This window comes from Bradyrhizobium ottawaense, assembly GCF_900099825.1.
Classification (GTDB): Bacteria; Pseudomonadota; Alphaproteobacteria; order Rhizobiales; family Xanthobacteraceae; genus Bradyrhizobium; species Bradyrhizobium ottawaense_A.
On sequence record NZ_LT629693.1, the window covers coordinates 761073 to 784476 of the forward strand.

General features: G+C 60.7%; 22 protein-coding genes and 1 pseudogene. 15 read left to right on the top strand and 8 right to left on the bottom strand.

What is annotated here, in order from left to right:
* Nucleotides 1-6: 6 nt before the first annotated feature.
* The 4 genes from BLR13_RS03825 to BLR13_RS03840 all read right to left on the bottom strand — a co-directional run bounded on the left by BLR13_RS03825 (nt 7) and on the right by BLR13_RS03840 (nt 4280).
* Nucleotides 7-1224, bottom strand: a complete 1218-nt coding sequence (locus tag BLR13_RS03825) for an ABC transporter substrate-binding protein (protein ID WP_079586796.1) — start codon at nt 1222-1224, stop codon at nt 7-9.
* Nucleotides 1225-1421: 197 nt separating this feature from the next.
* Nucleotides 1422-2666: an ABC transporter substrate-binding protein gene (locus BLR13_RS03830; protein WP_074827504.1), complete on the bottom strand. Its 1245-nt coding sequence runs from the start codon at nt 2664-2666 to the stop codon at nt 1422-1424.
* Nucleotides 2667-2761: 95 nt separating this feature from the next.
* Nucleotides 2762-3250, bottom strand: coding sequence for a hypothetical protein (locus BLR13_RS03835; protein WP_074827498.1), 489 nt, complete (start codon nt 3248-3250; stop codon nt 2762-2764).
* Nucleotides 3237-4280 (bottom strand): amidohydrolase family protein, encoded by a 1044-nt coding sequence (locus tag BLR13_RS03840; RefSeq protein WP_074827496.1) that lies wholly within the window; start codon nt 4278-4280, stop codon nt 3237-3239. Before BLR13_RS03840 ends, BLR13_RS03835 begins: the two co-directional genes overlap by 14 nt.
* A gap of 376 nt (nt 4281-4656) precedes the next feature.
* Between BLR13_RS03840 and BLR13_RS03845 the strand changes: the two genes are divergently transcribed.
* The 10 genes from BLR13_RS03845 (at nt 4657) to BLR13_RS03885 (ending at nt 13246) form a co-directional block, all read left to right on the top strand.
* Nucleotides 4657-5949 (top strand): aromatic ring-hydroxylating oxygenase subunit alpha, encoded by a 1293-nt coding sequence (locus BLR13_RS03845; RefSeq protein WP_074827494.1) that lies wholly within the window; start codon nt 4657-4659, stop codon nt 5947-5949.
* 10 nt (nt 5950-5959) lie between these two features.
* Nucleotides 5960-6445, top strand: a complete 486-nt coding sequence (locus tag BLR13_RS03850) for an aromatic-ring-hydroxylating dioxygenase subunit beta (protein WP_074831918.1) — start codon at nt 5960-5962, stop codon at nt 6443-6445.
* Between the two features lie 17 nt (nt 6446-6462).
* The gene (locus BLR13_RS03855; protein ID WP_074827492.1) at nt 6463-7224 is read left to right on the top strand and encodes an SDR family oxidoreductase; all 762 of its coding nucleotides are present in this window, start codon (nt 6463-6465) and stop codon (nt 7222-7224) included.
* Nucleotides 7221-7376, top strand: coding sequence for a hypothetical protein (locus BLR13_RS39915; protein ID WP_154070871.1), 156 nt, complete (start codon nt 7221-7223; stop codon nt 7374-7376). The genes BLR13_RS03855 and BLR13_RS39915 overlap by 4 nt, the downstream gene beginning before the upstream one ends.
* Nucleotides 7363-8115 (top strand): TetR/AcrR family transcriptional regulator, encoded by a 753-nt coding sequence (locus tag BLR13_RS03860; RefSeq protein WP_083387645.1) that lies wholly within the window; start codon nt 7363-7365, stop codon nt 8113-8115. Before BLR13_RS39915 ends, BLR13_RS03860 begins: the two co-directional genes overlap by 14 nt.
* A complete protein-coding gene (locus BLR13_RS03865) occupies nt 8112-8999 on the top strand; it encodes a VOC family protein (RefSeq protein WP_074827483.1) in 888 nt (295 codons plus the stop codon). The genes BLR13_RS03860 and BLR13_RS03865 overlap by 4 nt, the downstream gene beginning before the upstream one ends.
* 24 nt (nt 9000-9023) lie before the next feature.
* Nucleotides 9024-9884 carry a VOC family protein gene (locus BLR13_RS03870; RefSeq protein WP_074827481.1) on the top strand — a complete coding sequence of 287 codons (861 nt, stop codon included), beginning with the start codon at nt 9024-9026 and terminating at the stop codon, nt 9882-9884.
* A gap of 57 nt (nt 9885-9941) precedes the next feature.
* The gene (locus BLR13_RS03875) at nt 9942-10721 is read left to right on the top strand and encodes an SDR family oxidoreductase (protein ID WP_074827479.1); all 780 of its coding nucleotides are present in this window, start codon (nt 9942-9944) and stop codon (nt 10719-10721) included.
* A gap of 61 nt (nt 10722-10782) precedes the next feature.
* A complete protein-coding gene (locus BLR13_RS03880; RefSeq protein ID WP_074827477.1) occupies nt 10783-11991 on the top strand; it encodes an FAD-dependent oxidoreductase in 1209 nt (402 codons plus the stop codon).
* A gap of 28 nt (nt 11992-12019) precedes the next feature.
* Entirely contained in the window at nt 12020-13246 is a 1227-nt protein-coding gene (locus BLR13_RS03885; RefSeq protein ID WP_079586792.1) for an ABC transporter substrate-binding protein, read from the top strand.
* A 508-nt stretch (nt 13247-13754) separates the two neighbouring features.
* Here BLR13_RS03885 and BLR13_RS03890 read toward each other — a convergent pair.
* From BLR13_RS03890 to BLR13_RS03905, 4 genes are all read right to left on the bottom strand, one after another.
* Nucleotides 13755-14303: a winged helix-turn-helix transcriptional regulator gene (locus BLR13_RS03890; RefSeq protein WP_244525078.1), complete on the bottom strand. Its 549-nt coding sequence runs from the start codon at nt 14301-14303 to the stop codon at nt 13755-13757.
* Between the two features lie 112 nt (nt 14304-14415).
* A complete protein-coding gene (locus tag BLR13_RS03895; RefSeq protein WP_074827476.1) occupies nt 14416-15681 on the bottom strand; it encodes a CaiB/BaiF CoA transferase family protein in 1266 nt (421 codons plus the stop codon).
* 2 nt (nt 15682-15683) lie between these two features.
* On the bottom strand, nt 15684-16481 hold the full coding sequence (locus BLR13_RS03900) for an enoyl-CoA hydratase/isomerase family protein (protein ID WP_244525079.1): 798 nt from the start codon (nt 16479-16481) through the stop codon (nt 15684-15686).
* 172 nt (nt 16482-16653) lie between these two features.
* Nucleotides 16654-17145 (bottom strand): winged helix-turn-helix transcriptional regulator, encoded by a 492-nt coding sequence (locus tag BLR13_RS03905; RefSeq protein WP_074827473.1) that lies wholly within the window; start codon nt 17143-17145, stop codon nt 16654-16656.
* Nucleotides 17146-17268: 123 nt separating this feature from the next.
* Between BLR13_RS03905 and BLR13_RS03910 the strand changes: the two genes are divergently transcribed.
* From BLR13_RS03910 to BLR13_RS03930, 5 genes and pseudogenes are all read left to right on the top strand, one after another.
* Nucleotides 17269-17988, top strand: coding sequence for a hypothetical protein (locus BLR13_RS03910; protein ID WP_074831915.1), 720 nt, complete (start codon nt 17269-17271; stop codon nt 17986-17988).
* A 24-nt stretch (nt 17989-18012) separates the two neighbouring features.
* Nucleotides 18013-18510, top strand: a complete 498-nt coding sequence (locus BLR13_RS03915; protein ID WP_074827472.1) for a (2Fe-2S)-binding protein — start codon at nt 18013-18015, stop codon at nt 18508-18510.
* Nucleotides 18503-20875, top strand: a complete 2373-nt coding sequence (locus BLR13_RS03920; protein ID WP_074827470.1) for a xanthine dehydrogenase family protein molybdopterin-binding subunit — start codon at nt 18503-18505, stop codon at nt 20873-20875. The genes BLR13_RS03915 and BLR13_RS03920 overlap by 8 nt, the downstream gene beginning before the upstream one ends.
* Nucleotides 20872-21726, top strand: coding sequence for an FAD binding domain-containing protein (locus BLR13_RS03925; protein ID WP_074827469.1), 855 nt, complete (start codon nt 20872-20874; stop codon nt 21724-21726). Before BLR13_RS03920 ends, BLR13_RS03925 begins: the two co-directional genes overlap by 4 nt.
* 285 nt (nt 21727-22011) lie before the next feature.
* Nucleotides 22012-23397, top strand: a pseudogene (locus tag BLR13_RS03930) (tyrosine-type recombinase/integrase).
* The last annotated feature ends 7 nt before the right edge of the window (nt 23398-23404 follow it).

Consider the following 23404-nt stretch of genomic DNA (forward strand, 5'->3'; position numbering starts at 1 on the left):
TGCCCGCTACTTCGCCGCCGCCGAAGTTTCGGATTCGTCAATGAGCTTCCAGGAACTTCCCTCGAACTTCGCCATGCGCAGTGATTGGTACGGCGCATAATCTTCCGGCGTCGTATTGAGCTGAATTCCCGGCAGCATCATCTTGTAATGCTGACCTCTCATGCTCGTTGCCTGCTTCAGGAGATTCTCCCGCGTCAGGTCGTCCCCGCATTGCTTCAACGCATGCGCGATGCCTTGCGCGATAATGTATCCGGACAGCGCAACGAAATCGCCGGGATTGTCGTTCGGCACCCACTTCTTCATGAACTCGACATATTCCTTCACCTCGGGATCGTTGGCCCATGCCGGATCGCCGGCCTGCTTGGTGAACTGCGTCGTGATGATGCCTTGTGCGTTTTCGAAGCCGGCCGGCTCCAACACCGTCTTGACCGAATTGGTCGGGCTAGCAAGGAACTGCAAGGGTGCCCAATTCGACTCCTTCACCTTGCGTAGCCCTTGCGCGGTGAACTTCGGCGTCGAGAAATACAGCAGGACGTCGGCACCGGAGTCCTTCAGCCGGACGATCTGCGAGTCGATCGTCGGCTCGGTAATCTCGTATGCGACTTCGGCCACGACCTTGATCTTGTCGCCTAGTACGGATTTCAACCCGACCAGGAAATCCTTGCCATAGTCGTCATTCTGATAGAGCACGCCGACTTTAGCGCCCGGCTTGTGCTTGAGGATGTACTGCCCGAACGTTTTCCCCTCCATCTCGAAGCCCGGATACATCGGCACGCTCCAGGGGAAGTTCTGCGGGTCGGCGAATCGCCGGCCCCCAGCAGAAATGAAGATGTGCGGTACCTTGGCGCTGTTCAGGTACTTCTGGATCGCGACATTCGGTGTGGTGCCGACGGTGCCGACATCGGCCAGCACCCCATCGTCCTCGACCAGCTTCCGGGTCTGTTCGATCGCCTTCGGCGGACTGAAAGCGTTGTCGAGCGAGATCAGGTTGATCTTGCGGCCGTTGATGCCGCCGGCCTCGTTGATCATCTGGAAATACCCTGCCATCAAGCGGCCGTAACTCGAGAACGCCGACGCCGGCCCGCTATAGGGTACGGTCTGGCCGAGCTTGATCTCGGTGTCACTGACGCCGGGTCCGTATTTCATCTCGGCAGCCGAAATACCGCCCATTGATCCAAGGGTTATCGCGGCGACAGCGGTCAGCAATCCAAACTTGCGGATCATGTTTCACTTCCCCGTTTCGTCCATTTGAGCGGATCAATATATTTCGTACACTAGCATACGATTTGTCAGCTTACAATTGGCCTTGCGGCTTCTTTTTGTCACACGCGCCGGTCGGAATGCCTCAGTCACGAGCCGAACATTCCCGCTCAATGCACGGCTTCGATCCACGCGAAGGGGACGTACATCCGCAACCGTTCTCATTCCGAAATGATGTTGAGGTCCTCCAGCGAGATCATCTCACCCATGCCGACCCACTGCTTGCCGTTGAACTGCGCGAGCTGCATATTGTGGAACGCGTCGTAGTTGTCGGGAGAGTTGTAGATTTTCACACCGTTTAGAATGAGCGGCGGCCTGTAATCCCTGAGGTTCGTAGCCTGCTTGAGCAGGTTCTCGCGCGTCAAGTTGTCCCCGCACAGCTTCAGCACGTGCTCGATGGCCGCAGCATTGTTATAACCGGGCACCGCGGTGGCGTCTTCCAGGTTCAATCGTGGCATGTATTTTTGCACGAAAGCCTTGTACTCCTTGATGCCATCGTCGCCAGCCTCCGCCGGATCGGTAACATCCTTTTCCCAGCGTGCAGTGATCAAACCCTTTGCATTCTCGAGGCCGGCGGGCACCAATGTCGCGCCCACCGAAGCCGAATTCGAGTTGATGATGAAGGTCGGCTGCCAGCCAAGGCTCGCAGCCTTCCGGATGGCTTGCGCGGCGAATTTCGACGCGCTTAGCTGAACGAAGACATCGGCGCCGCTCGCCTTGCATTCGACGACCTGGCTTTCGACCGTCGGCTCGGTCATCTCATGGCTGATTTCCTTCACGATCATCTCCGAGGAACGCGCGCCCAGCCCGAGCTTCAACCCGCGCAGGAAATCACGGCCGAGATCGTCATTGACATACTGAACCGCGATCTTTCCGTTCGGCTTCGCCTTCAGAAGATACCTGCCGAACACCGCGCCCTGCGCGACATAGGAAGGATAGAACGGGACGATCCAGCGGAAGCCCTTGGGGTCGTTGAATCGCACGGCGCCGGAGGTGAGAAACAGGCTCGGAACACCCTTCGAATTGAGATATTTGGACACGGCCGCGTTGGGCGGCGTGCCCAGGAAACCGGCGATGGCGAACACTTCATCGGATTCCACAAGCTTGCGGGTTTGCTCGACGGCCTTTGGTGGACTGAACGCGTTATCGAGCGAGATCAGATTGACCTTGCGGCCATTGATCCCGCCGCGATCGTTGACCATTTCGAAATAGGCGGTTTGAGCCTGTCCATAAACACCGTAAGCCGAAGCTGGACCGCTATAGGGCGAGGTCGTACCCAGCTTGATCTCGGTATCGGTGACACCGACATCGTAGTTCTTGGCGGCGAACGACCTTCCTGGGTAACCCAGCGCGAACGCAGCGGTACCGATGCTCGCTAGTGCCGAGCGACGCGTAATTATCCTCATGGCCGCCCCTCCCGTTTGGTCGACGTCACTCGTTGGACCGAGCTTGAATGTTGGCCCTGATCGGGGCTAAGCGCGCGCCGAAGACAGGACGGCGCTCACTCCAGGCATATCGTCGCTTCGGCATGGACCGACGGCAGCAACGCACTGTCGATTTCCGCAAAATCGCGATCGGTCAGTTCGATCGGCGCCGAGAATGTCAGAGCATCCATGTGGCCGTTGAGAACGGTCGGATACCGCCATTCCGCCTTCGCGACCGTACGCGCGCCGATCCGAAACTCGACCGCCAGCGGCTGCGGCTTGCTGGAGCCCTGGCCGCTCTGATAGCCATCGCCGATGCAGTAGATTTCGAACTGGAAAGTCCGTGGACCGCGACGCTGGATCGCGATTTCGATATCCAGCAGGCCGAAGAGCGGATCGGCCTTAACGCCGTCCTGATAGAAATAGACGAAGGCTATCCTGCCGTACTTGCTGTCACCACGGCTCGCATCCGACGGCACCTGCGCGTCGCTGCGGCCCGGCGTCCGCGGCGGCATCGGACCGAGCAGGCACATCTGCGGAAGCGACCGGCACTCAACCACCTGCACGAGCCCCCTGCGTTGACAAGGAGTTTGCGGCTCCCGCGCGATCCAGTTTCTTCACGTCATGCTTGCGGCCCAGGAAGGCGAGCGCATTGTCGGCCAGAACGGCTTCGCTACCCAACGCGCGCGTCGCAAAGGCACCCGGTTGTTTCTGCCTGATCGCAAAGGGATAGTCGGATCCGACAACGATGTGTTCGACGCCGACCGCATCGGCAAGGAAAGCCAGCGATGCCGGATCGTAGAGGATCGTGTCAAACCAGAATTGACGGGCGATCTTCGACGGCGGTTGCGTCATCTGACCTTTCAGGCCGAGGGACCATCCGTAGTCCATTCGCGGCAAGATCCAGGACAGCGCGCCGCCGCCATGGCTGAGCAGGATTCGCAGCCGCGGAAATCGCTCGGTGGTTCCGGCGGCGAGCAGCGACACCGACGCGAGCGCGGTCTCCAACGGAAAGACCGCCGTCGCCGCAAACTCGGGGCTCGCTCCGATCCGCTCCATCCCGGCCGGGTGCAGCGGATGCACGAAAATCCCGAGATTCAGCGCTTCCGCGGCCTCATAGAGCGGAAACAGGGTTTCGCTCCCCAGTGCTACCCCGTTGATGTGTGTGCCGATCTCGATCCCGGCAAAACCGAGTGACTTGACCTTCTGCAACTGGCGCACGGCGCGCGCGACATCCTGCACGCAGATCATCCCGATACCCGCGAAGTTTTGCGGAGCCTCGGCGATCATTGCGGCGATTTGCTCGTTCATGACATCGGAAAGGAACTCCGCGTCATCGGGCGGCAGCCAGTGCGAAAGCAATTCCGGCATCGGCGACAGCACCTGCATATCGGTGCCATCTTCGACCATGTCGGCAAGGCGCTTGTCGACGTCCCAGGAGCGCGCATCGATTTTACGGAACACCTTGCTGTCGATCATCACCGCGGCGGTGCCGCCTGCCGATAGCTCGACGCTTGGCCACAGCCGGTCCCGCTTGGGATCGGCAGCCAGCCGCGACGGCACAACATGGGTGTGAATATCAATCACCGCGCCCACCGCGTCTCTCCCTGTCGCTCTTTGCGAGCTTATGCGCCGACCGTTCGATCGGCAGTTTTTACTTTACAAACAGGATTGATTGTTTCTAACTTGGTGTCAAGACGCAAAAGCGTCACGATGGCTGCCCGGGTTTGGCCAGCCGCAAGGGAGCGAACGCGGTGAACCTCTTGAAGACGCGCGTCGTGATCGTTGGAGCCGGACAGGAAGGTCGCGGGGCCGAAGCCTTGCGGGCGGCAGGCCACGTAGCGGCGTCGCCGTCCACGACATGGCCGTTCCGTGCCGTCTCGTCCCCTCCCGAAAAACGGTTTACCGGACCGACCTTGAAAACCCTGATTTTGAATTGAAGCGATCGCTTGCCTCATAGAAAGGACACCCCATGAACGCGGACAACGCCCACCCGGCACTGCTCGTGGATCCCGCCCAACGGATATTCAAGGTCGCGCGCCGCAACTTCGTCGATCATGAAATCTATCAGGCGGAGAAAGAAAAGATCTTCGACCGGTCCTGGCTCTATCTCGGCCACTCCTCTGAATTGCCGAAACCCGGCGACTACATCACCCGCGCGGTTGCGGGCCGCAGCATTCTATTCACGCGTGACGCAAAGGGTCGGCTTCGCGCCTTGATGAATACCTGCCCGCATCGAGGCGCCCAGGTCTGTCGCGAGCGCAAGGGTAACGCCAAATCGTTCCAGTGCTTCTACCATGGTTGGGTTTTCAGTGCCGACGGAAAGCTGCGAGGCCAACCGGGCGAAGAATCCTATCCCGAAGACTTCAAAAGCCGCGAGACTTCGAACATGCGGGCCGTTCCCCGCTACGAAAGCTATCGCGACTTCAATTTCGTTTCTTTCGATCCGAACATCGTTCCGCTCGAACAATACCTTGGCAACGCCAAAGAGTATCTCGACGTCATCTGCGATCAGACCGACGCCGGCATGTCGATCGTTGCGGGCAGCCAGGAATATTCGATCCGCGCCAACTGGAAGCTGCTGACCGAGAATAGCATCGACGGCTACCATGCGATGACGACGCATGCGAGTTACTTTGACATTCTGATGAATTCGACTGACAACATGAGCGCGGGCACGGGTGGCGGCTTCGGCTACGACCTCGGCAACGGGCATGCAGTACTGGAATATTCCGCACCTTGGGGTCGACCGGTCGCACAGTGGATCCCGGGCTGGGGCGAAGCCGGCAAAACGGAAATCGCCCGACAGTACGACAAGCTGATCCAGCTCTACGGCAAGGACCGGGCTGACAGGATCGCGCTGAAGAACCGCAATCTGTTCATTTTCCCGAACCTCGTCGTCAACGACATCATGGCCCTGACGGTGCGGACCTACTTCCCGATGGCGCCCGACTACATGGTCATCAACGCCTGGGCGTTGGCGCCGAACGACGAAACGGCGTGGGCGCGCAAATACCGGCTCAATAACTTCCTCGAGTTCCTGGGCCCCGGTGGATTTGCGACGCCGGACGATGCCGAAGCACTCGAACATTGCCAGCGCGGCTTCAAGAATTCGAAGGAAGCCATGTGGAACGACATCTCGAAGGGCATGGGCAAGGACAAGCCTTCGCACAACGACGAACTGCAGATGCGCGCATTCTGGACCCAGTGGAACAGGCAGATGTTCCCGACGCCAATCCCCAGCATCAAGGGCGTTGCAGCCTGAGGAGACCGCCATGCATTCCGTAAGCCGCTCCGACGTTGAAGACTTTCTGTTCGCCGAAGCCGACCTGCTCGACCAGTGGCGCCTGCCCGAGTGGCTGACCCTGTTCACCGACGACGCCAAATACGAGGTGCCCTGCACCGATCTGCCGCCCGATGCGTCGCCGGACACCAACCTGTTTTATATCGCCGATGACCGTGTGCGGCTCGGCGAACGGGTGAAGCGGTTGATGAAGCGCACCGCGCACGCGGAATTTCCACACTCGAAGACCAGCCGGATGGTCGGCAACGTACGGATCCACGCCCGAAGCGATGAGGAAATGGAGGTCAGTTGCGTGTTCCAGACGCTGCGGACCAAGGACGGCACGACCGATCTCTATTTCGGGAAAAGCAATTACCGGCTGACGACCAATGGTGACGGCCTGCGCATCAGGGAAAAGCGCTGCCTGCTCGGCAGCGAAGGGCTGCGTCCGCACGGCCGCATCAGCATCGTGCTCTAGAGGAAGATGGTTGCCAGATGGACTCCCGTTTTACCGACCAGGTTGTTGTCGTCACCGGCGCCGCAAGCGGAATTGGCGTCGTCATTGCGAAGCATTTTGCCGATGCCGGCGCGCGCCTCGTGCTGTCGGATATTGACGAAAAGCGTCTCAACCTGGTCGCCGAGGATATCGCTGCTTCAGGACGCGACAAGCCGACCGTCAGGGCCGGCGACCTTTCGCGGGAGGATGTCGCCGGCGGCGTTATCAAATCTGCCGTCGAAACCTACGGCACGCTCGATGTGCTGGTGAACAATGCCGGTGGCGGCATCATCAAACCATTCCTCGATCATACCCCCGACACCCTGCGCACGACCATCGATCGCAATCTGTGGACCACGCTATGGTGCACCTGGCATGCCGTTCCCATCATGAAAGCCAAGGGATATGGCCGGATCGTGAATATCGGCGCCGACTCGGTCCGGAACGGACTTTGGGATCATGCCGCCTACAATGCCGCCAAGGGCGGCGTGCACGCCATGGCCACCGGACTGGCCCGGGAATTCGCCAGGGACGGCATCACCGTCAACGTCGTGGCGCCCTGCATCGTCAATACGCCCCAGGTGCAGAAGGCCACCCTGATGTCGCCCCAAGCCCTGCAACGTTTCGTCGATGTGGTGCCGATGGGACGGGCCGGCGAGATGGATGAAGTGGCATCGATGGTCTGCTATCTGGCGTCAAAAGAGGCGTCGTTCGTCACCGGGCAGGTCATCAGTGTCAACGGCGGCAGCACAATGTTATGACCGACACCATGACCGAAACCGTCCTGATCGGCGTAGTCGCGGATTTTCCCAGCGGTGAAATTCGACCCGCATCGATGCCGGACGGCAGCACGGTCGCGCTCAAAACCTTCGTCATCAAAGCTATTGAAGAAAGCGTCCATGTCGAATTCTAAAGAACCGAAACCGACCACCCGGCACAGTCCTGGAACACTGCAAGCCCCTGCCCCGCGGCAAAAGCTGCGGTCGCGCCGAGACTCTTCCGCCGAGCCAAAATATGCGACGCGGCGGACCCAGGCGGAGCGCAGCGAAACCACGCGTAAGCAATTGCTGGAAGCCGCGGCCAAGCTCATCCGCCAGAAAGGATTCGGCGGTTTGCGAACGATCGAGGTGGCGAGCGTGGCCGGCGTTTCCCGCGGCGCGCTGATGCATCATTTCCCGAGCAAGCATGCCCTGGTGGTGGCGGTGCTGACCTATGTCAACGAAGTCACCTTTACCCAGAGTACGCGGCGGGCCCAACTGGCCCGAACCAGCGGCGATCCCATCGAAGAGATCATCAAGGATGCGCAGGACTTCTTCCTGGGCGACTATTTCTTCATCGAATTGGCCATCGCGATGAGCGACGAGAGCACGCGCCGCCTCAGGCATGAAACGCACCAGTTCACGCGCCAAACGCGCTTCTCTATTGAAGCTGCGTGGCTGGATACATTGATATCCTCAGGCATTCCGAAGCAACTGGCCAGTGACGTTCTTGCGCTGACGTTGAGTGCCGTGCGCGGATTTTCGGTCCGTATGCTCCTCGAGAACGATCCGGAGCAGTTCACGCGACTGATGAATGTTTGGCGTGACATCATCCATCAACACCTGGCGATGGCAATACCGGGTAAGCCTCGCCAGCGGGGCCGAAAATCATGACCGCGGAACAATCATCGTCGCGCATTCCGGCCATCCAGCTTTGCTATGTAAGACTTGCGGTTGCCCAGCCGCAAGTCGCGGCCACCTTCGCAACCGAGATCCTCGGTCTCCAGCACGTTCCCAACGAGCTCGAACCGTTTCTGTTTCGCTCCGATGAACGCTACCACACGCTGTGTCTCGCTGCCCGAACGGACAGGCCGAGTATCGGCATCGAGATTTCCGGCGAGCCGGAACTCGAGCGCGCGGCGAACGATCTCGCCATCAGCGGTTTCCTCGCGCGCGAAGCGACGGTCGAAGAATGTGCCCAGCGCTTCGTTCGCCGGGCGCTGATCGTCGAGGACGCCACCGGCAATACGATCGATCTGGTGTTGCGGCCCGCCATGAGCGGCCGACGTTATTTCCCGAGCCGCGACGCCGGAATCTCCGGATTGCAAAGCGTCGGGCTTCGCAGCCGCGCGATCAAGGACGATCTCAAGCTATGGACGGCGATCCTGGGCGCGAGGGTGACCGACCGCGTCGGCGACGTCACCTATCTCGCGATCGACCAAAAGCACCATCGCGTGGCGCTTTACCCTTCGGACAAAGCCGGTCTGGTCTACGTCTGCTATGGCGTCGAAAGTATGGATGCCGTGATGCAGAACAAGTATTTCGTCCAGGAACGGCAGATCAAGATCGTGCACGGACCAGGTCGCGAACCGGCCTCAGGCCAGATCTTCCTCCGGTTTGCCGGACCGGAGGGCTACGTCTTCTCCTACGGCTACGGCCTGAAGGACATCGACGCGGGTCATCGCCCCCGGCAATTCACGGCGGAAGCCTCCTCTCTGTGCGAGTGGGGCAGCGAATGCGTCGATATGGCCGAATTGCAATTCGCGCCGGCCAGTTGAACCGTCTCTACACAGGAGAGCATGATGATCGAGCTTAAGGACCTTTCATATGTGAGGCTCGGCGCTTCCAACCTCGAAGAGGCCGGGAGTTTTGCAACCAAATGCCTGGGCCTGCAGGTCGGCGAGCAGTCCGGGAAAGCCCTTTATCTCCGGTCGGATGATCGAGCCCACACGCTTTGCTATTTTGAAGGCGATCCGACCGATCAGACCGTCGGGTTCGAAGTGGAGGACGAGAGCAAGCTCAATGCCGCCGCGGCAACGCTGGACCAGTTGGGCCATCCGGTGCATGCCGGCACGCCAACCGAGTGCGCCTTGCGCAAGGTGAAGGCGTTCATCGGATTCAAGGATCCCACCGGCAATCAGATCGAACTGGCGGTCCGGCCGGAACGCAGCGGCAAGCGCTACTTCGCGTCGAGAGATGCGGGAATAACCGGTTTCAGCCATGTCGGCCTCAGCACGACCAATCCTGCCCGGGACGAACAGTTCTGGACCCAGGTTTGCAACGCACGCGTCAGCGATCGGATCGGAGACATCGCGCTGATGCGCGTCAACGCCATCCATCACACCATCGCGCTGGCGCCGGGACGTAGCCCCGGCATTCATCACGTCAACCACCAGGTTGAGAGCAACGATGACGTGCTGCGCTCTTACTATCATCTGTCCGGCCAGCGAGTCCCGATCGTCTTTGGCCCTGGTCGGCATCCAACCTCCGGCGCGCGCTTCCTCTATTTCAAAGGGCCGGACGGCATGGTTTTCGAATATTCCGTCGGCGTCGACGAGATCGAGGACGAGGCCACACACCGGCCACGGCAATTCGGCTTCGAGCCAAGCAGTCTCTGCATGTGGGGCTCCAGGTCTGCTGGCGTGCTTCCACCAAACTCTTGAGACGTCAATCACACAAATCATCCGCCAAAAGACGCGGAGCAGGTCAGGGCGGAAAACATGGATCTGGGATTGAAGGGCCGCACGGCTATCGTGTGCGCGGCAAGTCAGGGGCTTAGCAAGGCAAGCGCCATGGCCCTCGCGCGCGAGGGAGTACATCTCGTCATCGCGGCTCGACGCCGAGAGGTACTGGAGAGCGCGGCCGACGAGATTTCGTCCGCCACCGGCAACCGCCCCAAAACGGTCGTGGCCGACGTGACGACGAAGGACGGCCGCGATGCCATTCTTGCCGCCTGTCCCGCTCCCGACATTCTCATCAACAATGCCGGTGGGCCACCGCCTGGTGATTTCCGAAAGTTCGAACGCGAAGACTGGATCAAGGCGCTGGATGGCAACATGCTGGCACCGATCGCGCTGATCAAGGCGACGCTCGACGGCATGATGGCGCGCAGGTTCGGACGCATCGTCAATATCACGTCACATGCGGTGAAGGCTCCGGTCGCGATGCTCGCGCTGTCCAACGGGGCTCGTAGCGGCCTGACCGGCTTCATCGCAGGTCTCGCGCGATCCACCGCCGAACACAACGTGACCATCAACAACCTGTTGCCCGGCACCTTTGATACCGACCGCCTGAAGTCGAATCTGGCGGCATTGGCGAAGAATTCCTCGCGCGCCGTTGATAAAGTCACCGAGGAGATCAGAACCGCCAATCCCACCAAACGGTTCGGGCACCCCGACGAATTCGGTGCGACCTGTGCATTCCTGTGCTCGGTGCCGGCCGGCTACATCACCGGACAGAATATCCTGATCGATGGCGGCGCCTATCCCGGCACGTTCTGAGCAATTTTGCGACGCGCCCGACAAGAGCCGTCGGCTGCACTTCAACAGATAGGACAAAGGCATGACAGAGGTCCTGATCGTGGGCGCCGGCCCGGTGGGATTGATGACGGCGCTGGGCCTGGCGCGCGAAGGCGTTTCGGTGACCTTGCTCGAGGCGGAGGATGATATCGTCTACTCGCCGCGTGCTATCTCCTACGCCTGGTCGATATTGCCCGCACTCCAGCTGTTCGGCGTGCTCGACGACATGATTGCTGCCGGCCATATCGTCGATGATCGCTGCTGGCGCATTTTCAAGACCGGCGAGACCATCGTTTACAATCATGATGCGGTTCGCGGCATCACCGACCGGCCGTACAGTCTGACGCTCGGGCAGGACCTGCTTGCCAGGGTCGTGCTGCAGCATCTGCAGCGATATCCGAACGTGCGTATCCACTGGGGCACGAAATTCGCCGGCCTGACACAGACGCCCGGCAAGGTGGTCGTCGCCGCAGAACAGGCCGGCGCTCCGGTCGAGTTCGTGGCGGATTGGGTGGTTGCCGCGGACGGCGGACGGAGCGCTGTGCGTAAAGCCGCGGGACTGACGATGGACGGCTTTACCTGGCCCCAACGCTTCGTAGTGACGAACATCTACTATGACTTCGAACAGTACGGCTGGAATTCCGGCTATCTGGTCGATCCGGTCTACGGAGCCGTCGTCTACAAGATCAACCTCGAAGGTCTGTGGCGGTTCACTTTCGCCGAGCAGACGACGCAGCCGCTCGAAACGGTGATGGATCGAATTCGGCAATTCATCCGGACCGTTCTGCCGGGTGACCAGAAGTACGAACTGGCTCTCCACACCGCCTATAACATGCATCAACGGACCGCCGCCACCTATCGCGTCGGGCGCGTTGTCCTCGCCGGCGACGCCGCGCACCTCACCAACCCGACGAGCGGTTTCGGCTTGATGGGAGGCTTGTACGATGCGTTTGCGCTGAGCGAGGCGCTTGCCGCCGTTGTTCACGGAAGAGCCAGCGACGAGATCCTCGATCGATATTCCGAATTGCGACGAAAAGTCTATCACGAGGTCATCTCGCCAATCTCCAGCGAAAGCCTGCGTTTGGTGTTCAATTCCGGGGACGAGGATCGGCTCGAGAACGACCTGGCGCTGCTCCGGGCTCGAAAAAATGACACCGAAGCGATGCGAAAATTCCTCTCCGCCCCAGCCGCACTTGAGACCCCTTCGCTCGTTTCGGGTCTCACACTGACGCAAAGGGTCGCAGGGTCATGACTGCATTCACAGCCGAAAGGGCCCCTGCATGAAATCCGTTTCCCGTCGATCCGTCGTCGCCCTCGGCGCAACTGCCCTCCTCGCCGGCATCGGCGGCCGGGCCAAGGCTGCCGGAACATACGGTCCCGGCGTCAGCGACACCGAAATCAAGCTCGGTACCACGGCCTACTACAGCGGTCCGGCATCGACGGCCGCAGCCTATGGTCTGGCGCAGGTCGCGTATTTCCAGATGGTCAACGACCGCGGCGGCATCAACGGCCGGCGCGTCAATCTGATATCGCTCGACAACGCGTTCAGCCCGCCAAAAGCACTCGAGCAAACGCGAAAGCTCGTCGAGTCGGACGAGGTCTTTGCGATTGCCGGCTCCCTGGGAACGCCAACCAATGTCGCGATCCAGAAATATCTCAACGGCAAAGGCGTTCCGAACCTGTTCCTGACTTCCGGGGCAGAGCGGTTCAACGATCCCAAGGAGTTTCCCTGGATCGTTCCGTTCTATCCAATCTACGCCGCTCAGGGCGCGTTATTCGCCAGGCATATTTTGCAGGAGCGGCCATCCGCGAGGATCGCCATGCAATATGAGAATGACGACCTGGGCCGCGATTACGTCAAAGGATTAAAGCAGGGCCTCGGTGACAAGGCAGCCATGATCGTGAAGGAGCTGAGCCACGAGTTGTCCGATCCGACGATCGATGCGCAGATCGTGGACTTCAAGGGCGCAGGTGCGGATGTCCTGATCCAGTTCACTCAATCGAAATTCGCCGCTCAAGCGATCCGTGTCGCGGCCGGGCTCAACTGGCACCCGTTGCACATCGTGGCGTCGAATGCCGGTTCGATCGGGACGACATTCATTCCGGCCGGGGCCGAAGCCTCCAAGGGCGTGATCACCGCGACCTGGGAGCGAAATCCGGCGGATCCGACCCAGGCCGAGCACCCCGCCGTCAAGGACTTCAAGACATTCGCCGCGCGTTACATGCCGAACCTCGACCTGAACAATGCCGCGGCGCTGCCAGGCTACAACAATGCCTGGATGATCGAACAGGTGCTAAAGCGCTGCGGCGACGAACTCACCCGGGAAAACCTGTTGAAGCAGGCGACGACCTTGAAGGGCCTGGAGCCGCCGATGTTCATCGACGGGATCGGCGTTTACAACTCGCCGACCGACTATCGCGCGATCCATCACCTGCAACTGACCCGTTTTGACGGCACGACGCTGGCGCCGATCGGCAAACCGGTCCTGCTCGACGACATCAGTTGACGACAACATAAAGGATCTGGTTCGCACCCTCCGTACGGAGAACCAATGGTCCCGAACAGGAGATCGGCGCGACTCGATGCCGTGCTTCGGCATAACTGTTGAGACGTTCACGCCAACCAGCGCTTGCGACGGCGGTAATGTTTGACTGCGCAGTGGTCTGCACGATAGCCGCCGCCGAGGTAAGCGGCATCGAACTCTGGGCAGCAGGCCGGCGCAGATTCCGGTTTGTCGAGCAGATCACGCCGCTTCCGAAACATCGGTCGCCGCTGACACCGCGGGGCGTTCAATTCTTCCTGCTCACGTTGGTTGTCGCCAGATTTTCTTTGATCTCCCGGTGCACACATCGTGCACACGCAGCCTTCTAACTGATTGAAAAACCTAAATTCTCGCTCCAATCCATCATGGGCAAGTTTGAGCTAACTGCAGCAAATAATATCCAAGATGGTCAAATCTGCAATCGTCTGTGAACGCGCTTCAGTGAGTGCCGCGGTCAGGAGCGGACCTTACCTTATTTGTCTTTGTCGGCTACGGATTTGCGCGGAACTCGACCCGCCCGACCTGGCTTGACCTTTGCTTGCGGGCGCTGAGCGCCAAAACGCTTTCGGTTGAAAGGCACGGCGCCGGAGCCCGCAACAATTTCAATGTCTTCGAGTTCCAGCGGATGTCCGCGCGCGGACAGCAAAGTGGGATATTCGATTTGCTGTCCGCTGCTGCGCTCCTTGAAAACCACCTGCGGCCCTTCGGGCTCCGCAAGCCACTCATCTCCCCATTTCTTCAACGCCAGGTACGTCGGAAAGAAATCGCGCCCTTTTTTGGTCAATACATATTCGTAGCGACCGCCATGCTCGGGCAACGGCACGCGCGTCATCATGCCGAGATCAACGAACTTTTTCAGCCTTGCGCTGAGAATGTTCGGCGCCACGCCAAGATAATATTGAAACTCGTCGAACCGCCGGGTGCCGTAATAGGCTTCCCGAAGCAGCAGGATCGACCAACGGTCGCCGACCACATCCATGGCGCGGGAGATGGAGCATTCCTTATTGAACGAACGCTTCAAATGGTGTCTCGCAGATTATTGCCTCTGTGATTCCCGAGCATTTATAGCAGGAGATCGGCGCTTTCCTCCCTTTTCGAGGATCGAAATCCCTTAGCCGCGGGCGGAGCTGCGGTCAGGCTGCCTGCCCCGCCGGCTGCCGTGGCTCGGCCGCGGCTTCCGGCGCCAGCACACGACGGTGCGTCACGAGCACGCCCGCTTCGGACAGCTTCTGCAATTCCGCCTCGCTGACTCCCAGCTCCGCAAACACCTCCCTGTTGTGTTCACCCTGGAATGCTGGTGTCCCGATCGGGATCAGCTCATCCTTTGAGAAATGCCAGGGGCGGCCCGGCAATTTGTATTCGCCCCCGTTGCGATCCGAAACCAGTTGGACCGCGCCCCAGTAATCGCTCCAGTCCGACTTTGTGAGTTCCTTGATAGAGCGAATCTCGCCCATCGCGATCTTGGCCTCGTCGAACTGCGCGTCGAGCGTCGCCATGTCGGGGAAGGTCAGCATCCAGGACTGGATGATCTGGTGCAACGCGCCGAAATTCAGACGCCGCGCCGCCGCATTCGAAAACCGCGGGTCGTCCATCAGATCGGAACGCCGCATCGCGCGCAGCCAGGACGGGAACGTCCGGCTGCCGATGATGCTGGTGGCGACGGTGAAATGCTCGCCCTGCGGACCGGTGAAGAAAGAGCAATCGGTGGCGCCGAGCACCGCAGGCTCCGCGCCGATATCGTCGTCCGACAGATCGACATGTGCGCGCTCATTGACCGCCAGCAAGGTCGCCGCCATCGCGACGTCGATATACTGGCCCTGACCTGTTGCCTGACGGCTGTGCAGCGCCGCGAGGATGGCGATCACCGCCTGCAACCCGGCATAGACGTCGGCATGCGACAGGCTGTCGGTGCGCGGCTCCTTCAAGGCGTCGCCATAGTGCCGCACGCTGTTCTCGGTGAAGCCGGCTTCGGCTTGCACCGTCGGAGCATAGGCCATCCGGCTGCGCCATGGGCCGCCCTGGCCGTAACCGGTGATCGAAGCGTAGATCAGCCGCGGATTGCGCTTCGACAGCGTCTCATAATCGAGGCCGAAGAAGCCCAGCGTGCCCGCGCGAAAATTCTCCACCACGATATCGGCGGTGTCGCACAGCTTGAGCGCCAGCTCGTAGGCGCCGGGAACATTGAGATTGATGCTGACATTGCGCTTGCCGGCGTTTTGCTGCGCATAATAGCCCGACATGCCGTCGGTGGAAGGAAACGCAAAGCGCGACACATCCGGGCTTGGCGGCTCGATTTTGATGACCTCGGCGCCAAGATCCTGCAATGTCCGCGCACACAGCGGGCCTGCGAGCACGCGGGAAAAGTCGACGATGCGGATTCCGCTGAGAGGACCGGCCATGATCAGCGCCCCGCAAATTTGGCAAGACCAGGGCCGTTCTTGCGGAATGAGGCGAGACCGGCTTTCAGGTCTTCCGACGCCCAGATCGGCGCCTGGACCCTTGCCATCGCCTGGTCGGCGGCGGCCACCCCGTCATTGACGGCAATGTAGGCCAACTCCTTGGTGGCGGCATGCGCGAGCGTCGGGCCTTGTGCGAATTCCTCGGCAATCGCCATGGTCGCCTTCTCCAGCGATTCCTCGGGAACCGTGAGATTGATCAAGCCCCATTTCTCCAGCGTCGGCGCATCATAGCGCCGCGCCAGCATCGACATCTCCTTGGCGCGCAACGCGCCGATGCGCTGCACCTGGCGCTGGATGCCGCCCAGCAAGGGATGCAGTCCGAGCGTCGCCTCTACAGATCCGATCTTCGCCGACGAGGCCGCGATGATGTAGTCGCAGGACAGCGCCAGTTCGAGGCCGCCGCCAAGGCAGACGCCGTGGATGCTCGCGATCAACGGGATCGGCAGCAATTCCATGAAACGGAGAAACTCGACGCCGTTCAGGCGGCGGTTTTCGCCGCCGGTATCGCCGCTGCCCTGCTCCACACGCTTGTCGAAAATATCGAGATCGGCGCCGGCGGAAAAGTGCCGGAGTCCGCTGCGAAGCACGATCGCCCTGCTACCGGCCTTCTGCGCCTCTTCGACCTGTTCGACGATGGCATTGATGAGCTTCGGTCCGAGCAGATTGTAGGGCCGATAAACCATCGTCAACACGGAGATATTGCCGCGCTGCTCGCGCGTAACCAATGCATCCTCGGACACCACGCACCTCCCTTGTTCGACGCGACGCGCCAGCTCATTCATTGCGGGCAATTTACATCATGACTTGCATTTTGCAAGTCATGATGATTGCAGTTCTGCAAATTAGATGATTATCGTCATTCATAAGCAAAAGCCGCGGCATGCTTCTCCTGTAAGCCGGATTGCTGGCATGCTATTTCGGGAAGTGCGTCAACCGCCAATGGATCAGTTCGTCGGCGCCCGGCCCTGCCTGCGGCTGCAGGTCGCGAGCCTTGACCCGCTCCCCGGTCTCGTCGTCGACCATGGCGAGCTTCACCGCGTGCCCGGTCTTTCGATCGACGAATTTGAGCGGAGGCCCGGCATCGCCGGAAACCGCCCACTTGTCGCCGACCTGCAGCAGCGCCTGCGTCACCAGGATCAGATCCCGGCCCTTCGCCGTCAAAACATATTCGTATCGCTCGGGATTGGTCTGGTAGCGGCGACGCTCGACCAATTCATGATCCTCGAGGTGCTTCAGCCGGTCGGACAAGGTCGCATTGGTGACGCCCGTCGAGTGGCGCAAATCCTCATACCGCTTCAGCCCGAGCGACAGGTCGCGCAGGATGAGTACGGCCCAGCGGTCGCCGATCGCCTCCAGCACGCCGGCGATCGAGCACGCCATTCCATCAAAGCTCTTGGACTTCATAAAACGCTTGCCTCCTAGTCACTCTTATCATTAGAGTTACAAACTGTCGAGCGATATGTCCGCGGTGACTGACATCACCGTGGCATGACTGAACCGGCAATTTCGAACAACGGGACCATCTGCATGAGCGAGCTTCGTGACCTTGTCATCGATGCCCACGGCGGCATCGCGCGCTGGAATAAAGTGAAAACCATCGAAGGCGACATGTCCATCACTGGTGGGCTTTGGGCGCGAAGGGGATGGCCTGCCGTTCTCAAGAACGTCCACGTCACCGCCGCCACCGGCCATCAATGGATCAGCTACCGGCCGTTCATCAGCACGACCACGCGCAGTTCATGCACGCCTGAGCATACGGCGATCGAAACGCTCGACGGAAAGCCGGTCAAGGACCGCCGCAATCCGCGCGCCGCCTTTGACGGTCATACCGTCGAAACGCCGTGGGACGATCTCAACCTCGCCTATTTCAGTGGCTATGCGATGTGGAATTACCTCACGACGCCCTTCATCTTCGCGCTGCCCGGCTTCCAGACCGAGGAGATTGAGCCCTGGGATGAGAACGGCGAAAAGCGCCAGCGGCTCAAGGTTACGTTTCCGGATCACATTGCGACGCACTGCGCCGAGCAGGTCTTCCATATCAATGGCGAAGGCTTGATTTGCCGCATGGATTACAGCGCGCCCGTCGCCGGCGGCGCACCGACAGCGCATTATCTATCCGACCACCGGGATTTCGACGGGTTCAAGGTGGCCACCAAGCGGCAGGCGCTGCGCCGGAGGGCCGACGGTACCGCCCTTCCCGATCCGGTTTTCGTGGCGATCGATATCGCCAGGCTAAGCTTCTCATGACTGTTACCCAGCTCGGAGGAAAGCATGTCTGATACCGATGAGAAGCGTCACGTCGTGACGATCGACGTCAACGGCGCGCGCCATACCGCTTCCGTGGAAGCGCGCAAGCTGCTGGTTCATCTGTTGCGGGACGATTTTGGCTTCACCGGCACCCATGTCGGCTGCGACACCTCGCAGTGCGGCGCCTGCACCGTCGCTATCGATGGACAGGCGGTCAAATCCTGCACGGTTCTCGCCGTGATGGCCGACGGCGCGTCGATCACGACGATCGAAGGGCTCGCGCCCGCGGGTGGCGCACTGCATCCGATACAGGCGGCCTTCCATGAACACCATGCCCTGCAATGCGGCTTCTGCACGCCAGGCATGATCATGGCTGCCCGGCAGTTGCTGGCGCAAAACCCTGACCCGACCGAGGGCGAGATTCGCCATCACCTCACCGGCAATATCTGCCGCTGCACCGGCTACACCAACATCGTCCGCGCCGTTCAATCCCTCGCTTCGGAGACGCATCGCCATGACTGAGGCTACCGCGATCAAATATGTCGGCCAGCCGCTGCGACGCCGCGAGGACTTCAAGTTCGTCACCGGCAAGGGCCGCTATACCGACGACATCAAGTCGCCGGGCATGTTGCATATGGCGGTGCTGCGATCGCCCCATGCCCATGCCGTCATCAGCCGAGTCGATCTAACGGCGGCACAGGCAGCGCCGGGAGTTCGTCTGGTTTTGTCGGGGGCCGATCTTGCGGGCAAGATCGGTGCAATCGTTCCCAACTGGATCATACCGGGGACGAAGATACCGGACCGGCCCGTCGTCGCCGTTGACCGCGTCAGGTTCGTCGGCGAATGCGTCGCACTGGTGGTCGCCGAAACCCAAGCGATGGCGCACGATGCCATCGGTCTGATCGACGTCGACTACGAAACGCTTCCAGCCGTAACCGACGAGGAAGCGGCGATCCGCGACGGCGCACCGCAACTCCACGACAACGTGCCCAACAACATCACCACGGTCTACAAGATGGGTGGCGGCGACTACAGGAAGGCCGCACAGGAAGCCGATCAGGTCATCCGCCTGCGCGTGGCCAACAATCGCCTGATTCCGACCTGCATGGAGACCCGCTCCATCCTGGCCGAGCCCGACGTGAGCGGCACCCTGGCGATCTACCTGCAGAGCCAGGTGCCGCACATGCATCGCCGCTGGATCGCCGATGCGGTCGGCATTTCCGAGCATCAGCTGAGAATCGTCGCGCCCGATATCGGCGGCGGGTTCGGCGCGAAGATGCATCTCTATCCGGAAGAACTGCTCTGCCCGTATCTGGCGCGTCACCTCGGCGTTCCCGTCAAGTGGTGGGAATCGCGCTCCGAAAGCCATCAATCCACCAACCATGGCCGCGCCCACACGGAGACGATCGAGATCGCGTTCCGCAACGACGGCAAGATACTCGGCCTGAAAGTCGATACGCTGGGCAATGTCGGCGCCTATCTGTCGAACATGGCGAGTGGCGGCCCGACGGTGAACACGATCAATTTCGGCACCGGGGCCTACAAGATCGACCACTACGAGGCGCGCTCCAGGGTGATCGTGACCAACACGGTCCCGGTCGACGCCTATCGCGGCTATGGCCGGCCCGAAGGGGCGTACATCGCCGAACGCGCGATCGACGCGGTCGCACGGCACCTCGATATCGATCAGGTGGAAATACGCAGGCGCAATTTCATTCAGCGCACTGATTTTCCGTACAAGCCCTACAACGGGCCTGCGGTGACCTACGATAGCGGCGATTACGAAGGCTGCCTGGCAAAGGCGATGGAAGCCTTCGACTACGGGGCTCGCAGCAAGGAACGCGATCAATTGCGCGCCAAGGGCCGCTATCGCGGCATTGGTGTCGCGGCCTATACCCATATGTGCGGCATGGCGCCGTCACGCCGCCTGGCCCTGATGGGCTTCAACCGCGGAGGCTGGGAAAGCGCCCGGGTCAGCGTCGACTCGGGCGGTCGGGTCGTCATTTTTTCCGGATCCATGAGTCAGGGCCACGGCCATGTCACGTCGCTGGCGCAGATTGCCGCCGATGTCCTGCAGGTGCCGATCGAACACATCGACGTGGTGCAGGGCGACACGCGGCAGGTCCAGGCCGGTCACGGCACCTTCAACTCCCGCTCGATGGCGGTGGGTGGCTCGGGCGTTCACGTCTCCTCTACCCGCGTGGTCGCCAAGGCGAAAAAGATCGCCGCAAGCATGCTGGAGGTGGACGAAGCCGACGTTTCCTTTTCTGCAGGCCAGTTCAGCGTCCCGGGGACCGACATTGCCTCGGTGACGTTCGGCGCGGTGGCCCGGATGGCCTATGTCGGCCACAAGCTTCCGGACGGAATGGAGCCGGGTCTCGACGAGACTGTGTTTTACGATCCCAAGGGCATGGGCGCGCCTTCGGGAATCCACTTGGCCTATGTCGACGTCGATCCGGAGACCGGGATCGTCGATATTCTGGATTATGTCGCCGTCGATGATGCCGGCACCATCATCAATCCGCTTTTTGCGGCCGGCCAGATTCACGGCGGGGTCGTCCAAGGCATCGCGCAGGCGCTTTACGAAGAAGTCAGTTATGACCCTGATACCGGGCAGTTGATGACCGGCTCGCTGCTCGATTACGCGGTGCCGCGCGCGGAGCATGTCCCCACCATACGGTCGCTGTTTCAGGAGACGCCCTCGCCCACCAACCCGATCGGCGTCAAGGGCATCGGCGAAAGCGGCTCGATCGCAGCACCCCCATGCATGGTGCACGCCGTGCTCGATGCGCTTTCACCGTTCGGGATTAAACATCTGGACATGCCGATGACGCCGCCGCGCGTCTGGTCGGCGATCCAGAAGGCACGCGCCGGAGCAGACCGATGATCCCGGCCTCATTCGACTATGTCCGCGCCACGTCGCTCACCCACGCCATCGGCCTGCTGCAAGACGACCCCGACGGCAACAAGCTCGTGGCCGGCGGCCATACGCTGATCCCGACGTTGAAATTGCGGTTGGCATCGCCCGCGCTGTTGATCGATATCAGCGGCATCGATGAGTTAAAGGGGATCGAAGTTGCCGACCGCATCAGGATCGGAGCCTTGACCACGCATGCCGAACTGCTGGCTTCAAAACCTCTGCGAGAGGTGCTGCCGATCTTCCGTCAAGCCGCCGACATGATCGCCGACCCGCAAGTGCGCAATCGCGGCACCATTGGCGGTTCACTGGCAAACGCCGACCCTGCGGCCGACTGGCCGGCGGTCGTCATCGCGCTGAAGGGCGAACTGGAGCTGGCCGGCCCGACTGGACGCAGATGTGTCGCGGCAAGGGACTTCTTCGTCGACATCATGACCACCACGCTCGAGCCAGGAGAGGTGCTTGTTGCGATCCATATTCCGCGTCCGAACCCCGGCGCGAAATTCCGGTATCGCAAGATACGCCATCCGGCGAGCGGGTTTGCCGTTGTCGGGGTTGCTGTCGCGCTGCGCTTGCAAGGCGGCATCGTTTCGGAAGCCACGATCGCCATCACCGGCGCGACTGGCCGGGCCTTTGCGGCCGATTCCGCGAGCGCGCATCTGATCGGAAAGTCGCTATCGACTGAAAACATCGCAACGGCCGCATCGTTCGCCAGCGAACAGGCCGAGTGCCTGTCGGACCATTACGCCTCGGCGGATTATCGCAAGCATCTGGTTAAGACCGAGGTCAGCAGGGCGTTGGCGTCGCTGAATGGTGCCTGAGCGGGCCAGCTGATCTGCGCCGTTGACGTTGAAAAAGCAGAAAACTCAATAGAGGACGCCCGCCCTCTTACTCCGCATCGTAGAACGTCGCGGATTTTGACGCTCCCTAGGGGAATCGAACCCCTGTTTCAGCCTTGAGAGAGCCAAATAATGGCTCCTTCTCCGTTCGCCACCGTCCGCCTACGTTCAATAATTTCAATATGTTGAACGCCTATAATCCGGTATTGTTCGCCAAGTACGCGGACTTATATTCAACGGATATTCAACGTAAAACCGACCAACGCGATGTCGAAGACACTCACCGAGGCTCAAGTTACGACGGCTAATGCGCGCTCCAGGCTGGGGCTTGGCGTGCATTGGCGTCGCCTCGATGCGGAAGCGCATCTGGGCTATCGCAAAGGAAAGCAGAGCGGCGTTTGGTTTGTCCGCTGGCGTAATCACCACGAAGGCGGCAACTACAAGCAGGCGCCAGTCGGCGTCGCCAACGACATCAACGACAAGCCCGCCGCCGGGATTCTGACCTACGAATAGGCCGTGAGAACGGCACGGGAGGCCGTAGCTCGAGCCAGAACAGAAGCTGCGGCGCAGGCGGCGGGCCCGGCTCCTACGGTGCGATCGGCCGTTGAATCCTACATCAAGGAACGCGACGCTCGAGAAAAGCGCCGAACAGGTCGCGACGTCCGATCCGACGCGGGCACCAAACTGCGGCGCTACGTTCTTGGTCAAAAAAAGCGCGGCAATCAGGAAGCTGCGCAAGCTGCTCCTCTCGCATCGGTGCATCTGCATGCCTTGAAAGAAGACGACTTGATAACGTGGCGTGAGGGTTTGCCGGAGGACTTAAAGGTCACGACCAAGCAGCGGTTCGTGAATGACCTCAAGGCCGCACTGAATGCCGCGTGGCCGCGGCTTTCCGCAGATCGGAAGAAACTAAACCCGACGTTCCCCGCCATTGTGAAGGCCGGCTTCAAAGCCGAGCGGATCGATGATGATGATGATGTGTCGGTTGCACGGGATAACCAGATTCTCACGGATGAGGAGGTTGGCGGCATCCTTCAAGCTGCGTGTGAAGTCGATCAGGAGCAAGGATTTGATGGCGATCTATATCGGATCGTCGTATGTCTGGCCGCGACCGGCGCGCGGTATGCCCAGGTCAGGCGAATGCGTATAGGCGACGTTCAGGTTTCTGCACGGCGTCTGATGGTGCCGGGCTCCTACAAGGGGCGCGGCGGCAATAGCGGCTCAGACCCGGTCCCAGTGGGCGACGATGTAAGTGCGGTGCTTTTGCGCGCAATCGCAGGGCGGCCAAGCGATGCCCCTCTTTTCGAGCGATGGATCCATGAACAGGAGCCGAGGGGTATCGCCTGGAAGAAGTCTGAACGCGGTCCGTGGAAAAGAGCCGAACTTGCACGTCCCTGGAAGGCCATTCGCGAGCGCGCCGGTATGCCGGAGGTGATTCCCTATGCTTTGCGGCACTCGAGCATCGTGCGCGGTCTCCGAAAGGGCTTGCCCATCCAACAGGTCGCCAAACTGCACAACACCTCAGTCACAATGATCGAGCGGCACTACGCGAAATACATTGCGACCGCCTTGGAAGACCTCGCAAGGGCGGCAGTTGTGTCTCTGGTGCCGCGGAGTGATGGAAACGTGGGGCCGATGGGAAAACGCGCGTAGCCGCATC